Origin of the sequence: Pseudonocardia sp. TRM90224 (genome assembly GCF_021245725.1) — a bacterium.
Lineage (GTDB): Bacteria > Actinomycetota > Actinomycetes > Mycobacteriales > Pseudonocardiaceae > Pseudonocardia.
The window spans coordinates 22,336-36,260 of the sequence record NZ_JAJGSX010000054.1 but is presented as its reverse complement, the minus strand read 5'-3'; the positions used below and the strand labels follow the sequence as shown (position 1 = coordinate 36,260).

The 13,925-nt window shown below is 70.9% G+C and carries 12 protein-coding genes and 1 tRNA gene; 8 read left to right on the top strand and 5 right to left on the bottom strand.

Annotated features, from left to right (window positions below):
- Nucleotides 1-200: 200 nt before the first annotated feature.
- Nucleotides 201-1,508 (top strand): alpha-amylase family glycosyl hydrolase, encoded by a 1,308-nt coding sequence (locus LL648_RS39090; RefSeq protein ID WP_232668010.1) that lies wholly within the window; start codon nt 201-203, stop codon nt 1,506-1,508.
- An 87-nt stretch (nt 1,509-1,595) separates the two neighbouring features.
- A complete protein-coding gene (locus tag LL648_RS39085) occupies nt 1,596-2,003 on the top strand; it encodes a hypothetical protein (RefSeq protein ID WP_232668009.1) in 408 nt (135 codons plus the stop codon).
- A gap of 439 nt (nt 2,004-2,442) precedes the next feature.
- Here the strand turns inward: LL648_RS39085 and LL648_RS39080 are convergent, their stop codons facing one another.
- A complete protein-coding gene (locus LL648_RS39080; RefSeq protein WP_232668008.1) occupies nt 2,443-2,859 on the bottom strand; it encodes a hypothetical protein in 417 nt (138 codons plus the stop codon).
- Nucleotides 2,860-3,307: 448 nt separating this feature from the next.
- Nucleotides 3,308-3,589: a hypothetical protein gene (locus LL648_RS39075; protein ID WP_232668007.1), complete on the bottom strand. Its 282-nt coding sequence runs from the start codon at nt 3,587-3,589 to the stop codon at nt 3,308-3,310.
- A 904-nt stretch (nt 3,590-4,493) separates the two neighbouring features.
- Between LL648_RS39075 and LL648_RS45585 the strand changes: the two genes are divergently transcribed.
- The gene (locus LL648_RS45585; protein WP_232668006.1) at nt 4,494-5,285 is read left to right on the top strand and encodes a tyrosine-type recombinase/integrase; all 792 of its coding nucleotides are present in this window, start codon (nt 4,494-4,496) and stop codon (nt 5,283-5,285) included.
- 161 nt (nt 5,286-5,446) lie between these two features.
- Here the strand turns inward: LL648_RS45585 and LL648_RS39065 are convergent.
- The 3 genes from LL648_RS39065 to LL648_RS39055 form a co-directional block, all read right to left on the bottom strand.
- Nucleotides 5,447-5,518, bottom strand: a tRNA-Arg gene (locus LL648_RS39065).
- Between the two features lie 28 nt (nt 5,519-5,546).
- Entirely contained in the window at nt 5,547-6,245 is a 699-nt protein-coding gene (locus LL648_RS39060) for a DUF305 domain-containing protein (RefSeq protein ID WP_232668005.1), read from the bottom strand.
- Between the two features lie 2 nt (nt 6,246-6,247).
- The gene (locus LL648_RS39055) at nt 6,248-7,039 is read right to left on the bottom strand and encodes a DUF3105 domain-containing protein (protein ID WP_232668004.1); all 792 of its coding nucleotides are present in this window, start codon (nt 7,037-7,039) and stop codon (nt 6,248-6,250) included.
- Between the two features lie 92 nt (nt 7,040-7,131).
- Here LL648_RS39055 and argS point away from each other — a divergent pair, with 92 nt between their 5' ends.
- From argS to thrB, 5 genes are read left to right on the top strand one after another with little or no spacing between them, the layout of a single operon-like run.
- Nucleotides 7,132-8,781: an arginine--tRNA ligase gene (argS, locus tag LL648_RS39050; protein ID WP_232668003.1), complete on the top strand. Its 1,650-nt coding sequence runs from the start codon at nt 7,132-7,134 to the stop codon at nt 8,779-8,781.
- Nucleotides 8,778-10,220, top strand: coding sequence for a diaminopimelate decarboxylase (gene lysA, locus LL648_RS39045; RefSeq protein ID WP_232668002.1), 1,443 nt, complete (start codon nt 8,778-8,780; stop codon nt 10,218-10,220). Before argS ends, lysA begins: the two co-directional genes overlap by 4 nt.
- 52 nt (nt 10,221-10,272) lie before the next feature.
- Nucleotides 10,273-11,604, top strand: a complete 1,332-nt coding sequence (locus LL648_RS39040) for a homoserine dehydrogenase (RefSeq protein WP_232668001.1) — start codon at nt 10,273-10,275, stop codon at nt 11,602-11,604.
- Nucleotides 11,601-12,671, top strand: a complete 1,071-nt coding sequence (gene thrC / locus LL648_RS39035) for a threonine synthase (protein WP_232668000.1) — start codon at nt 11,601-11,603, stop codon at nt 12,669-12,671. The genes LL648_RS39040 and thrC overlap by 4 nt, the downstream gene beginning before the upstream one ends.
- A 58-nt stretch (nt 12,672-12,729) precedes the next feature.
- Nucleotides 12,730-13,632, top strand: a complete 903-nt coding sequence (gene thrB, locus LL648_RS39030; RefSeq protein ID WP_232667999.1) for a homoserine kinase — start codon at nt 12,730-12,732, stop codon at nt 13,630-13,632.
- Nucleotides 13,633-13,925: the final 293 nt, after the last annotated feature.

Sequence of the window (13,925 nt, the reverse complement as noted above, 5' to 3'; positions counted from 1 at the left end):
GCTGTTCCTGTCGGGTAGCCCGGCCGGCGACGCTTCGGGTGGCTGGGTCGCGAGAACGGCGGTACGGTGATCCTGCCGTATTCGTCGCCGTCGACCATTAACCAATTCACGTGGAGCCCAGCTGGGCCGGATCGTGCGTTGTGTTGCAGTGGCGAGATCTGCCCGAGATCTTGCGTGACTTTCTGCGAAGGGTATGCCGGATGCCGACCCCGCATGCGCCGACCGCTCTCTATCACCTCTATCCGCTGGGCTTCCTCGACGCCGACCAGGGCGGATCCAGGCGGAGTTGCCGGCGAACGCTGCGCGAACTCGTCGAGTGGCTACCGCATGTCGAATCGCTCGGCGCTGACGGGCTGCTCCTCGGTCCCGTGTTCGCGTCGCTTTCGCACGGCTACGACACGGTCACCCACCGGGAGATCGACAGCCGCCTGGGGGACCTGAGCGATCTCGACGCGCTGGTCGCGGCCGCCTCGGCACGAGGGGTCGGCGTCGTCCTGGACGGCGCCTTCGCCTATGCGGGTCGAGGTTTCCACCGGCTCACCGACCCCGGCGAGCCGCGTGCCCCCTGGTTCCTGCGCGACGACGCCGGCGAGCACGTCCCGTGGCGGGTCGACTCGCTCGTGACGCCGGACTACGCGTCCGACGGCTACCGCGCCTACGTCGCTGAGACGCTTTCTTACTGGCTGGACCGGGGGATCGCCGGGTTCCGGCTGGACTCTGCGTGGTCGGTCCCCGACGACTTTTGGCGGCAGGTTCTCGGCCACGTCCGCGAGTCCCACCCGAGCGCGTGGTTCCTCGGCCAGGTCTTCGACGACGACCTGCCCCCGGTGGTCGCCGCCACGACGGTGTCCAGCGCGACGGAGTACGCCCTCATGCACGGCACCCGCGCGTGGCTGTCCGGTGGCCCGGTCGACGCAATGGGGGCGACATTGCGCACCCACCAGCACAACACCGCCGGCGGGGCCGCACCTCATACGTTCCTCGGCAACCACGACTTCGCCCGGCTCGCCGACGCCGTCCCGGCAGCGGCGTTGCCCCTCGCGTTCGCGATCCTCATGACGCTGCCGGGGATCCCCGGCATCTACTACGGCGACGAGGTAGGGCTCACCTCGGCCTGGGCTGAGGGGAAGGACGATGCGCTGCTGCGCCCGCCCCTCGCGCTGCGCGATTTTGAACTGGGTGATCTCGAAGGATCCGGGCACCTGCTCGAATCCGTGCGGCAGCTCACCCGGTTCCGCCGGAGCAACCCCTGGCTGCGCACCGCCGCGCTCACCGACATCCAGGTGCGCGACGGTGTGCTCGCCTACACGGTCCGCGGCGCCGGCGACGAGGCGATCCGGGTCAGCGTCGACCCGAAGGCCGAGGACTGGCAGGTCGATCGCGCCGCCCGGCGGTCGCCATTCCACGAGGACGGAGAGCACGACTCGACCGACCGCGTCGTCCAACGTGCTCGCCAACGGGATGTGCCGGCCGATGCCGCGGTGCCCCAGCTTCATGTCGATCCATGACTTGGCGATCATGGGTGCCGCGCTGACGCACAACGTGATGCCCAGGAACAGCGAAGACCAGCGTCTTGGATCCGACACCCATGGGGGATGCTGACGACGCCGAAGGAGTTCGTGGAGCGCTTCCGGGCTGTCGTCGCAGCCCGTGGTTGGCGTGGGGTCTCCACACCGTTCGACCTGATCGGCGGGTGGGAGCAGCTGGTAGACGTGGTTGCGGAGGGTTATGACGACAACATCTACGAGTACCGCAACGATCTGAGCGTCCGGGAGCGCATCGAGGTCCTGCTCCAGGACGAGAGCCTGAGCGGTGTGGAGCAGATGGAGCGGGTCCGGACGCAGGTCGGCGAGATCGACGCGCGGTTCAGGTCCCTGTTGCGGCCGGAGCCGGTGCGCGGCAACTCGCCGTGGTGGGAGGCCCACCTACCGGCCTACGCCGGCGCCGAACTGGTTGCCGACATCAAGGCGGCGTACGGCGTCTCCATCGAGGAGCGCCAGTAGCGCCGACCTGGGAACGCATCATGGGTCGATGTCCACGTGGCGACCGGCATCGAAGGAGACAGGCAACACATGGGCGGCCTACGCGGGCCGGGTGGCGCGCGGTGGTTGCGGGAGGCCGCCAAGGAATGGGTACGCACCGTCCGCCCCGCGGACACCGGTGAGGTCAAGCGTGCCGTGAGGGCCTGCACTCTCGCATCGCAGGCGCTGGACCGCACCTGCACTTCCAAGTCGAGATCCGCGGTCAAGCCACCGACCCCGTCATCTTCTACCGCCAAAAAAGCATCGAACTCTGCAGCTGAGCCAGTCAAACCGGCCCTCCGTGCACTTGAGCAACGCGCGATCAGCGGCATGAGCGAACGTCGGTCTGCTGAGTTGACCGAGCAGGCTCACCACTCGGTTGCGACGCAGTTGAGCCGTTAGGCGCCGGTGCGCCAGGACTTCAGTGCCCCCCGAGGCTACGCCACCAGTGTTCGTCGACGATCAACTCGTTTGTGTCGAACAGGCGGCGCTCGAACTCGACGACGTCCACCTGCGGCGGGTCGAGGTCCATCGCTGCGGTGACTTCAGCTGGCAGTCTGACGTGGTGGGTTTCGACGTAGTGCGCGAGCCCTTCCGGCCAGATGAAGCGAACGCCGTCGGTCAGCTCCGTACTACCGTTCGCCTGCCCACACATGCGACAACGTGACGAGCCGGCGGTAGCGACGAACACGGTCCCGCCGCGAAGGTACTTCACCACTCGATCGCGCAGCACGGCATCGAGTGATTGATCGACGAACGACTGCACGTCAGGCCACCCAGGCGCCTCAGGACCGAGCCAGAATCCGATCAACCGCAGGCTTCGGGTCGTCGCGTTCACCGAGTCATCATCCCGAACGCGATCGTGAGCGGTCTCGTCGGCAGAAGCGGACGTTCCACGACGCGCCGCACAGCGACCGATACCTGCTCAGCCTGGTCTGGATACCGCATGCCTAACGTTCCTCAGCCAGTCCCGCGCCCTTGACCAGCTTCTCTTGCGTCTACCTCTAGATAGCCGGCGGCCCGATGCAGTTCCTGGCCGGGACCTGGCGCGAGGTCCGCACCCACCACCCGGAGATCGGGCCGAACGTGTACGACCCGACAGCTGCGATCCCGGCCGCGGCGCACTACCTGGTGCGACCGCGGCCAGGGTCGCGGCGTCCGGGCATCGCTGTGGGGCTACAACCGCAGCGGCGCGTACGCCGACCAGGTCCTCGCACACGCAGCTCGCTACCGCGTCGCCGCAACCGCCGCACTTGCGGCGTCCGCTGCGGCCGCCCTGACTCCGGTCACGAGATCGGGGGTGCCCGATGGGGTGGGCTGAGGAGCGGCGCCTGGATCGTGCGGCACGCGCGGAGCAGGTGCGCCGCGATGCCGTCGCGGCTGCTGGCCAGGCTCGGTTGGACGCGGACGCGGCAGCCGAGCGGGAACGTCGAGACCTTGCGGCGGCGGCGCAGCTGAAGAGCGTTGCTGACGCCGAGCGCGATGCCCGGCGGGCACAGGCGCGGGACGCGCGTCGCGCCCGGCGGGCTCGGGTGTGGGCGCAGCTGGTCGGGTGGGTGAGTGCGCACCGGGTGAGCGTGTTGATCTACCCGTTGGCGGTCGCGTCCGCGGTGATGGCGGTGCCGTCGATGGCCACCTACGGCGTCGGTGTCTACGGCGGGGTGACCGGTGTCGTGTTGCCGGTGTTCTCGGAGCTGGGGATGTGGGCGTTCGCGCTCGCAGTCCAGGTTTGCCGCGCCCACACCCCGCAGGCGCCGGTGTGGGCGCTGCAGCTGGGGGTGTGGACCTTCGCCGCGGTCGCCGCCGGGTTGAACGTCGGACACGGCCTCGACCAGGGACCGGTACCGGCTGCCGTGATGGGGATCGTCTCCATCGCAGGTGTCGTCGCCTACCAGCTCGTCACCGCTGGCGGATTCCGGTCCCGCACCGAGCGGGCCGCGGCCCGCATGGCACGGCACCGGGATCGCAGGATCACCGCTGCGCGACTTGCCGCGATCCGCGGTGCTGTCGCCGAGATCGACGCCGACGGCACTGTACGTCTGGTCGTGGCGCCGGGCCGCTACGTTCTGCGCCGGCGGCTGCTCGGCCGGCCACGGCTGGTCCACGCGATCGTCCCCGGCCTGCCCGTGGCCCCGGACACCGATCTCGCCGACACCCTCGCCGACCAGATCAGCGCCTGGCTGGCCGCCGACCCCACCGCACCTGACGTCGAGCGTTCGCGCCCGGGGGAGGGGAAGCCTGCCGGGCACGACACCACCGGTGGTGGGGTGGGACGCTCGATCGTCCCGACGAGCCCGCCGCGCCGCCGAAGCAGCGCCGTACGCATCCGAGCCCGCGGGTGCGGTCGATGCAGCAGCTGCGCCGCGAGCTGCGCGCTGCGATGGCCAACGCCGCGATCGAGGCCGATCCGACGTCGGCGGAGTCGATACCATCGCCCGCAGAACCGACGGCACCCCCGCCGCCGGCAGTGTCGTGTCCAAGCGGCGTCGGGTCCTGTTCAACGTCGTCGAGTACGCCGTGGAGCGGGAGCTGCTCACCGCGAACCCGCTGCCCACCTTCAAGTGGACCGCGCCGAAGGTCTCGACGGGCGTCGACCGGCGGACCGTGGTCAACCCGCTGCAGGCGCGCACCCTGCTCGCGGCGGTCGCGGAGACGAAGCGGTCCGGTCCGCAGCTGGTCGCGTTCTTCGCCCTCATGTACTTCGCCGCGCTGCGGCCGGAGGAGGCGGCCAACATCCGCAAGGACAACCTGGTGCTGCCGGCCGAAGGTTGGGGAGAGATCCACCTCGACGAAGCCACGCCCTACGCCGGGTCGGACTGGACCGACGACGGCAACCAGCGCGACCGGAGGCCGCTGAAGAACCGGGCGGCGGGGGAGGGGCGCATCGTGCCGAGCACGCCGGAGCTGACGGCGCACCTGCAGGAGCACCTGGCCCACCGACGGATCGGCGCCGACGGCCGGCTGTTCCCCGGCGAGCGCGCGGACGAGCTGCCCAAGCTCACCTACATGCGGGCCTGGCGGGCCGCCCGCCGGATCGCGTTCACGCCTGAGGCGGCCGCTGGGCCGCTCGCGGCCAAGCCGTATGCCCTGCGGCACGCGTGCGTCTCGACGTGGCTCAACGGCGGTGTCCCGGCCACGCAGGTGGCCGAGTGGGCCGGGCACTCCGTCGAGGTGTTGCTCAAGGTCTACGCCAAGACCCTCGAAGGGCAGGACGCGCTGGCGCGGCGACAGGTGCTCGTTGCGCTCGGCCACCGGCCGACGTAGGGCCAGAACTTGGGTACGCATTGGGAACGAACTTGGGAACGCCCTGGGTACAGATAGCCGGTGACGGCCACCCACGACCGGCCGCAGCCGGACAGAACAAGATCGGCCCCTCTACCTGTTTCAGCAGGTGAGGGGCCGGTTTTTGCTGGTTGGATGGATAGTGCCCCCGGCAGGATTCGAACCTGCGCTCCCGCCTCCGGAGGGCGGTGCTCTATCCCCTGAGCTACGGGGGCGGCCAACGGAGTTAACACTAGCGCACGGTCAGAGGGGGAGTGGTTTACCCCCGCGTTCGGCGAGGAGCTGGCTGAGGTACTCGGTTTCGCTCGACTGCGAGGACAGCATCTGGGCTGCGAGGTTGCGGACCTGGGGGATGGTGGCGCGTTCGGCGGCGTAGCTGAGCATGGCGGCGCCGCCTTGGTGGTGGCGCAGCATGAGCTGCAGGAACTTGACGTCGAGGTCGGGGCCGGTGGCGGCGCGCAGGTCGCGGAGTTCTTGGCTGGTGGCCATGCCGGGCATGGTGGGGACGCCTGCGGTTGGGGCGCCGGGGGTGTGGCCGTGGCCGTCGGGGGTGTCGGCCATCCAGGCCATGTGGCCGCCGACGGGCAGTGCGGCGGCGCCCCAGAGTTCGAGCCAGCCCTGCATGCGGCCGATCTGGCCGGTCTGGGTGGCTTCGATGTCGGCGGCGAGCTGGATGACGACGGGGTCGGTGCTGTGGTCGCGCTCCCAGCCGGCCATCTGGACGGCCTGCTGGTGGTGGACGGTCATGTCCTGGGCGAACCCGACGTCGACGGAGCCGGTTTCGGGTGGCGCGGCGGGTGTTCCGGGGAGCCTGATGAGCATCCCGAAGATCGCGCCGACGAGCACCAGGGTGAGTGAGACCGCGATGATGACGACGGTCCGGTGCCACGGCCGGAACCGTTCGGAGGGGTCCAGATCGGCGGTCCCGGGCGCGGACGTCATGGTCATCCGTTGGTGACCGGTGCGTCGGGGACGACGGCGGCGTCGGGGGTGACCTCGGGGGTCGAGCCGGGTGAGAGCGGTTCGGGGGCGGGCTCGAACGGCGGCGGGGCGGACTCGAGGAAGTTGCCGGGGCCCATCTCGTTGCAGGTCGCGCCGGGCTCGGGGAACGCGTACTGGTTCAGCCGCAGCGACGAGATGAACTGGTCGATCCTGGGGTCGTTGGCGTCGCTCAGCTTGAGCTGGTGACCCCACGACTGCAGTGAGATCGGCTGGTTCAGGCCGGGGTAGGGCGACATCAGCATGTAGGGCTGGCTGTCGACCTTCGCGCGCAGCGTGTCGAGCGCGGCGCCGCTGACCTGGTCGGGGTTGTACGCGATCCAGATGGCGCCGTGTTCGAGCGAGTGCACCATGTTCTCGTTGCGCACGGCGACGGGGTAGACGACGCCGCTGCACGCGGCCCACGCGAAGTCGTGGGCGCCGCCGTAGGGCGGGCTGTTGGTGTAGGCGACCTTCTGGGTGCGGTCGATGTGCTGGCCGCCCTTGTACTCCTTGACGACGACGCCCTCGATCTTCGTGGAGGGGTCGCGGTTCTCCGGGCTCGGGACGTACGCGGCCAACGCGGCGGTGCGGGCCTGCTTGGCATTCATCTCTACGACGTAGTAGGTGCCGATGGCCCCCGCGAACAGGACGATGGCGGTGATCGCCGCGATCATTCCCCAAGGTGTTGCCTTGCGCCGGACGACGACGGTCGGCTTCACCTTGCGCGTGGACTTGCTGTTCTTGCCGCTGACCATGAGCGTCCAGACCTCGGGGAATCGTTGAGCCGTTGCCGAGTCTAGGAGCGGCGCCTGAGATTCCCGTTAGCAGCACCTCATAGACTTGGCCGGTGACTCCCGCCCTGCTCGCAGAACTGGTCCGTGCCGCTGCGTCCGATGTGCTCTCCCGACGCGGGCTCGACCTGGCTGCGCTGCCGGTGGACGTCGGCGTGGAGCGGCCGCGCAACCCCGATCACGGTGATTACGCGACGAACGTCGCGATGCGCACCGCGAAGAAGGCCGGGGTCGCCCCGCGCGACCTGGCCGGCTGGCTGGTCGAGGAGCTGGCGTCCCGCGAGGGCATCGCGTCGGCCGAGGTCGCCGGGCCGGGTTTCATCAACCTGCGGCTCGCCGCCGACGCGCAGGGCGGCATCCTCACCGAGACGCTCGCCGCGGCCGGTTCCTACGGCACCGGCGACGAGTACTCGGGCCTCAACGTCAACCTGGAGTTCGTCTCCGCGAACCCGACGGGCCCGCTGCACCTCGGGCACACCCGGTGGGCCGCCGTCGGCGACGCGCTGGGCCGCGTGCTGTCCGCGCGTGGCGCGAAGGTCACCCGCGAGTACTACTTCAACGACGCCGGCGGCCAGATCAGCCGGTTCGTCGAGTCGCTCGTCGCGGCCGCGAAGGGCGAGCCGACCCCGGAGAACGGGTACGGCGGCGCGTACATCGGAGAGATCGCCGCGCAGGTCGTCGCCGCGGAGCCGGGCGCGCTCGCGCTGCCCGACGCCGAGCGCGACGAGGTGTTCCGCAAGGTCGGGGTCGACCTGATGTTCACCGAGATCAAGCGGGCGCTGCACGCGTTCGGCACCGACTTCGACGTGTGGTTCCACGAGCGCTCGTTGCACGATTCCGGCGCTGTGGAGGTGGCGGTGCAGCGCCTCAAGGACACCGGCAACCTGTACTTCGCCGACGGCGCCTGGTGGCTGCGCAGCACCGACGAGGGCGACGACAAGGACCGCCCGGTGATCAAGAGCGACGGCACGCCCGCGTACATCGCCGGCGACCTCGCCTACTTCCTGGACAAGCGGACCAGGGGCTTCGACCTGCTCATCTACATGCTCGGCGCCGACCACCACGGCTACATCGCGCGGTTGCGCGCCACCGCGGCCGCGTTCGGCGACAGCCCCGACGTCGTCGAGGTGCTGATCGGGCAGATGGTCAACCTGTTCCGCGACGGCCAGCCGGTGCGGATGAGCAAGCGCGCCGGTACCGCCGTCAGCATGGACGACCTGGTGGAAGCGGTCGGCGTCGACGCCGCGCGCTACACGCTCATCCGCTCGTCGGTCGACTCGACGCTCGACATCGACCTCGACCTGATCAGCAGGCACACCAACGACAACCCGGTGCACTACGTCCGGTACGCGCACGCCCGGCTGGCGTCGCTCGCCCGCAACGCCGCCGAGCTGGGGCTGGAGCCCAGCACCGCGTTCGGGCTGCTGGAGCACCCGCGCGAGGGCGACCTGATCCGCACGATCGGCGAGTTCCCGACGGTTGTGGCGTCGGCGGCCGAGCTGCGCGAGCCGCACCGGGTGGCGCGCTATCTGGAGCAGCTGGCCGGTGCGTACCACAAGTTCTACGAGGCGTGCCGCGTGCTGCCGAAGGGCGACGAGGAGCCGACCGAGCTGCACCGCGTGCGCATCAACCTCTGCATCGCCGCACGTCAGGTCTTCGCGAACGGCCTCGGCCTGCTGGGCGTCTCCGCTCCGGAGCGGATGTGAGGGCGCACCCGGCCGGGCCGCTGCATGCCGGCATCCAGGCCCCGCCGGAGACGGCGGGCGCCCGCCCGTCCGACGCGGAGTCGCTCGACCACCTCGCGCCGGCGGTCTGGCCGCGCAACGCCGCACGCGGGGTCGACGGCGCGCTGCGAGTCGCCGGTGTCGACGTCCGCGACCTGGCCGAGCGGTACGGCACCCCGCTGTTCGTGATCGACGAGGCGGACTTCCGGTCCCGAGCGGCGGAGTTCGCCGCGGCGTTCGGCGCCGATGCCGTGCACTACGCGGCCAAGGCATTCCTCTGCACCGAGGTCGCCCGCTGGGTCGCCGAGGAAGGCCTCTCGCTCGACGTCTGCAGCGGCGGCGAGCTGGCGATCGCGCTGCACGCCGGTTTCCCCGCGGAGCGGATCGCGTTGCACGGCAACAACAAGTCGGTCGCCGAGCTGGAAGCCGCTGTCGAGGCCGGGGTCGGGCGGGTGGTCGTCGACTCGTTCCACGAGATCGTGCGGCTCGACGCGATCGCCCGCGACCGCGGTGTCGTCGTGCCGGTGATGATCCGGCTGACGGTCGGCGTCGAGGCGCACACCCACGAGTTCATCGCCACCGCCCACGAGGACCAGAAGTTCGGGTTCTCCATCGCGGGCGGCGAGGCGAGCGACGCGGCGGAGGCCGCGCGCAGGGTGTTGAAGGCCACCGGGCTCGCTTTGGTCGGGCTGCACAGCCACATCGGCAGCCAGATCTTCGACACGGAGGGTTTCGAGGTGTCGGCGCACCGCGTGGTGCGCTTCCTCGCGCAGCTGCACAAGGAGCACGGCGCCGACGCCATGGTCGCGGTCACCACGCTCGACCTGGGTGGCGGCTTCGGCATCGCCTACCGCGCCGACGAGACCCCGATCGACGTCCCCGAGCTCGCCGAGGAGCTGCGCGGGATCGTCAAGAAGGAGTGCCACGCCGAGGACCTCGACGTGCCCGCGCTCGCGGTCGAGCCGGGCCGGGCGATCGCCGGGCCGGGCACGATCACGTTGTACGAGGTCGGCACGCTGAAGGACGTCCCGCTCGGCCGCTCGGCGCAGCGCCGGTACGTGAGCGTCGACGGCGGGATGAGCGACAACATCCGCACCGCCCTCTACGACGCCGTGTACGACTGCCGGCTGGTCTCCCGCTCCTCCGAGCTGGACGGGAACCCCGAGGCCGTGCTCTCGCGGGTCGTCGGCAAGCACTGCGAGAGCGGCGACATCGTCGTGCGCGACTGCTGGCTGCCCGCCGACCTCGCGCCGGGTGACCTGCTCGCGGTCGCCGCGACGGGCGCCTACTGCTACGCGATGGCCAGCTCCTACAACCGGCTCCCGCGCCCCGCTGTCGTCGCTGTGCGTGACGGCGCGGCCAGGGTGCTGCTGCGTCGCGAGACCGACGCCGACCTCTTCCGGCTGGAAGTCCCCGGGTGAGCCGGCACTCAAGTGGTTCAGTCGACGTCTCGTTACCAGTGAGGATCGAAGGGTGGCTGTGAAACCGATCCGCGTCGCACTGCTCGGCTGCGGCACCGTCGGCACCGAGATCGTCCGCCTGCTGCGTGAGCAGGCCGGCGAGCTCGCCGCCCGCGCCGGAGCGCCCGTCGAGCTGGCCGGGGTGGCGGTGCGCAGGCCGCACAAGCACGCCGACCTCGGCGATCTGCTGACGACCGACGCGCAAGGCCTGGTCACGCGCGACGACGTCGACGTCGTCGTCGAGGTGATCGGCGGCATCGAGCCCGCCCGCTCGCTGCTGCTGGAGGCGTTGAAGGCCGGCAAGTCGGTGGTGACGGCGAACAAGGCGCTGCTCGCCGAGGACGGCGCCGCGCTCGCGGAGGCGGCCGACGCCTCGGGCGCCGACCTCTACTACGAGGCGTCCGTCGCCGGTGCGATCCCGCTGCTGCGGCCGCTGCGCGAGTCGCTGGCCGGCGACCGCATCACGCGCGTCGCCGGGATCGTCAACGGCACCACCAACTTCATCCTCTCCGCGATGGAGGCCTCCGGCGCGAGCTACGCCGACGCGCTGGAGGAGGCGACCCGCCTCGGGTACGCCGAGGCCGACCCGAGCGCCGACGTCGACGGCTACGACGCAGCCTCGAAGGCGGCGATCCTCGCCTCTCTCGCCTTCCACACCCGCGTGACCAGCGCCGACGTGCACTGCGAGGGCATCAGGAACGTCTCGGCCGCCGACATCTCGGCCGCGAAGGGCCTCGGCTGCGTCATCAAGCTGCTGGCCATCTGCGAGCGGGTCCCGGCCAGCGGCGACCTGCCCGAGTCGGTCTCCGCCCGCGTCTACCCCGCGATGATCCCCGCGGCGCACCCGCTCGCGTCGGTCGACGGCGCCTTCAACGCGGTGTTCGTCGAGGCGGAGGCCGCCGGCCAGCTCATGTTCTACGGGCAGGGCGCCGGCGGTGCGCCGACGGCCAGCGCGGTGCTCGGCGACCTCGTCGCGGTCGCCCGCAACCGCGTCGTCGGTGGTCGCGGGCCGCGCGACTCCGCGTACGCGAGCCTCGCCGTGCTGCCGATGGACACAGTGCCGACGCGCTACCACGTGAGCCTCGACGTCACCGACCGCGCCGGTGTGCTCTCCACGATCGCCGGCGAGTTCGCCCGCCACGGTGTGAGCCTCGCGGCGGTGCGCCAGACCGGCGTCGGGAACGGCGGGAACGGCACGGCCGCGCGTTTGGTGGTGGTCACACATGCCGCCCCGGAGGCCGCGCTTGCGGCTACCGTTCGCGTCCTGAGCAGCCTCGACGTCGTGCTGGGCGTGGAGAGCGTCCTGCGGGTCGAGGACCTGGGCCGGAAGGGGCTGGCGATATGAACCCCAAGCTCGTCAGATGGCCAGGTGTGATCGAGGCCTACCGCAGCCGCATGCCGGTGCAGCCGGAGTGGCACGTCGTCACCCTCGGCGAGGGTGGTACCCCGCTGCTGCCGGCGCCGGTTCTCTCGGAGCTGACCGGCTGCGAGGTGTACCTCAAGGTCGACGGCGCCAACCCGACCGGTTCGTTCAAGGACCGCGGCATGACTATGGCGGTCACCGCCGCCCTCGCCGAGGGCGCGCAGGGTGTGATCTGCGCCTCCACCGGCAACACGTCGGCCTCCGCGGCCGCGTACGCCGCCCGCGCCGGCCTGACCTGCGCCGTTCTCGTCCCGCAGGGCAAGATCGCGCTCGGCAAGCTGGCGCAGGCCGTCGCGCACGGCGCGCGGATCCTGCAGATCGACGGCAACTTCGACGACTGCCTCGAGCTGGCGCGCAAGACCGCGGCCGACTACCCGATCGCCGCACTCGTCAACTCGGTCAACCCCACCCGCATCGCGGGGCAGGCGAGCGCGGCGTACGAGGTGTGCGACGAGCTGGGCCGGGCGCCCGACGTGCACTGCCTCCCGGTCGGCAACGCCGGCAACATCACCGCCTACTGGGCCGGCTACCGGTCCTACCTAGCCGACGGGCTGATCACCGAGGCCCCGCGGATGTTCGGCTACCAGGCCGAGGGCGCCGCGCCGCTCGTGCACGGCGCACCCGTGCGCAACCCCGAGACGATCGCGACGGCGATCCGGATCGGCGCGCCGGCGTCGTGGGCCGCCGCGGTCACCGCCCGTGACGAGTCCGGCGGTCGGTTCGCCGCCGTGACCGACGACGAGATCCTCTCGGCATACCGGTTGCTCTCCTCGCGCGAGGCGGTGTTCGTCGAGCCCGCGTCGGCGGCGAGCGTCGCCGGGCTGCTCCAGTCGGCGGGCGACGGCACGCTCCCGCCCGGCTCGCTCGTCGTGTGCACCGTCACGGGCCACGGGCTGAAGGACCCCGACACCGCGCTGCTCACCGCGGCCGACCCGACGATCGTCCCGATCGATCCCGCGGCCGTCGCGCGGGCCCTGGAGCTGCAGTGACGAGAACCGCAGTGACGAGAACCGCAGTGACGGGAACTGCAGCGACGGGCGGCGCCTGATGGGCAGCCCACGTGAGGTCAGGGTCCGGGTGCCGGCGTCGTCGGCGAACCTCGGGCCCGGGTTCGACTCGCTCGGTCTCGCGCTCTCGCTTTACGACGAGATCGAGGTCAGCGCCGCCGCCGAGGGCACGACCGTCGAGGTCGAGGGTGAAGGCGCCGGTCAGGTGCCGTGTGACGAGTCACACCTCGTCGTCCGCGCGATGCGCACGACGTGGAACATCGTCGGCGACGCACCGGCCGGGATCCGGCTGCGGTGCCGCAACGCCATCCCGCATTCGCGTGGGCTCGGCAGCTCGGCGGCCGCCGCGGTGGCGGGCGCGGTGGCGGCCGCCGTGCTCGCGGGCCGCGACCCCGAGCTGGAACGCGAGACGTTGCTGCAGGTCACGGCCGGTATGGAGGGCCACGCCGACAACGCCGCGGCCAGCCTGCTCGGCGGGTTCGTCGTCGCCTGGGAGACGCCGGGGAATACATCCGACCGGTTCCACGCTGTACGTCTCGAAGCGCACCAGGGCATCCGTCCTGTTGCGTTCATCGCAGGGGTCGAGTCGCTGACCGCGACCACCCGGGGTCTTCTGCCCGAGCGGGTACCGCTCGTCGACGCCGCGTTCACCGGCAGCCGCACCGCGCTCGCGGTGCTGGCTTTCACCGAGCGACCGGAGCTGCTGCTCCCGGCGACGGAAGACCGGATCCACCAGTCGTACCGCCGTCCGGCTTATCCGGCATCGGCCGATCTCGTTGATGCATTGCGTGAGCAGGGCATCGCCGCGGCCATTTCCGGGGCGGGCCCGACAGTGCTCGCGCTGCCGACGAACGGTGCATTGCCCGCTCAGGTCGACACCACCGGCTTCACCGCGACACCGCTGGAGATCGACCGTCGCGGGACGACCGTCGAGATCGGCTGAGCCGCACCTGGAGAAAGCGGCGCGTCGGGGCAGGGGGTTGTTGCCGCGACCAGTGGCAACGGGATAGGCTCGGCGTCGCAACGGCGATCCACGCGTCCTATGCGTGGCCACTCGAGCCGGGCTCGATACATCCAGGATCACGGTAGACATCCGATCTTCCAGATCCGGTTTCGGACCGAGCGGCCTCATCCCGCGACCGTCGCAATGATCGCCGATCCGCCAGTCGGTACGGCCGCTCATCCCTGCGATCCGTTGACCGACAGTCGTCCGGCATACCGCCGGAGACATGTGTG

Bases quoted from the DNA above. Each gene is read 5' to 3' on its own strand.
- LL648_RS39090 (WP_232668010.1), top strand. From the start codon at position 201: ATGCCGACCCCGCATGCGCCGACCGCTCTCTATCACCTCTATCCGCTG.
- LL648_RS39085 (WP_232668009.1), top strand. From the start codon at position 1,596: ATGCTGACGACGCCGAAGGAGTTCGTGGAGCGCTTCCGGGCTGTCGTC.
- LL648_RS39060 (WP_232668005.1), bottom strand. From the start codon at position 6,245: ATGACGTCCGCGCCCGGGACCGCCGATCTGGACCCCTCCGAACGGTTC.
- LL648_RS39055 (WP_232668004.1), bottom strand. From the start codon at position 7,039: ATGGTCAGCGGCAAGAACAGCAAGTCCACGCGCAAGGTGAAGCCGACC.
- thrC (WP_232668000.1), top strand. From the start codon at position 11,601: ATGAACCCCAAGCTCGTCAGATGGCCAGGTGTGATCGAGGCCTACCGC.
- thrB (WP_232667999.1), top strand. From the start codon at position 12,730: ATGGGCAGCCCACGTGAGGTCAGGGTCCGGGTGCCGGCGTCGTCGGCG.